General features: G+C 70.5%; 1 protein-coding gene. It reads right to left on the bottom strand.

The window, feature by feature from the left end:
* Window positions 1–126: 126 nt before the first annotated feature.
* Window positions 127–873: a phosphotransferase family protein gene (locus tag CA983_RS44075; protein WP_086606151.1), complete on the bottom strand. Its 747-nt coding sequence runs from the start codon at window positions 871–873 to the stop codon at window positions 127–129.
* Between the last annotated feature and the right edge of the window lie 133 nt (window positions 874–1,006).

Here is a 1,006-nt window from a genome sequence, read left to right as displayed (position 1 = left end):
AGTCCGAGGGAGGTGCGCGGCGCGGCAGCGGGGTGGCGGTGGGCCGGTGAACTCAGCGGCTTACGGTCGGAGGGATGGGGTGCTCGAGCGTCAGAACGCATACGTGGCAGTTGGGCCCGCGCGGCCTCACATCCGGGATCTCAGCACGTCGACCTCACAGCCCGGCGCGAACGGGTCGAAGCCGTGCTCGATCAGCCAGCGAACTGCCAGCAGGCTTCGCAACGACCACCACGCGTGGACCACGTCGAGGTCGATGTCGGTGCCATAGCCGGCGATGACGTCGTCGAGGTGCTCCTCGTGCCCTAGCGTAAAGGTGGCGAGGTCGTACAGGGCATCCCCCTGGCCCGCCTCGGACCAGTCGATGATGCCGGTGACCTCGTCGCCGTCGACGAAGACGTGCGCGATCTGCAGATCGCCGTGCGTGAACGCCGGAGTCCACGGCCGGAGCGCGGCCTCGGCGACCTGGCGGTTGCGGGTGACCAGGTCCACGGGCAGCACGCCGTTCGTCACGAGCAACTCGCACTCGTCGTCGAGTTCCGCCGCCAGCGCGACGATGCTCCGGCCGGCCCGGCCCTGCCGGGGCGGCAGCGGCGCGTCGTGCAGCTTCCGGATGGCGGCGCCCGCCGCGGCCCACGCCGCGGGCGACCCGGTCGACGGCCCGCCGAGGCGTCCAAGCGTCGTCCCCGGGAGTGCGGCGATCGCGAGCACGGACGGCTTGCGCCACAGGACCTCCGGGGTCGGGACCGGCGAGAGGGACATCGCCTCGACCTCGACGTCGATGCGGGCCTGATCGGCGTCCACCTTCAAGAACACGTCGCCGACACGCAGAGTCGCGCGCTCGGAATGGGCGACGACGACTTCGACCTCATCCATGGGTGACCAGTATCCAGGGAATGTTCGCCGACGTCGCCGGGGTATCGCGTGCGATTGGAGCGGATGGGCCGAGGGCTGGCAGCAGGTCGCTGGTGGGGATTGGGATCCGTGGCCCAATCGCGCCAATTACCCC

It is taken from the genome of Streptomyces swartbergensis, from assembly GCF_002148965.1.
Classification (GTDB): Bacteria; Actinomycetota; Actinomycetes; order Streptomycetales; family Streptomycetaceae; genus Streptomyces; species Streptomyces swartbergensis.
This window is presented reverse-complemented; position numbering and strand designations above follow the sequence as displayed.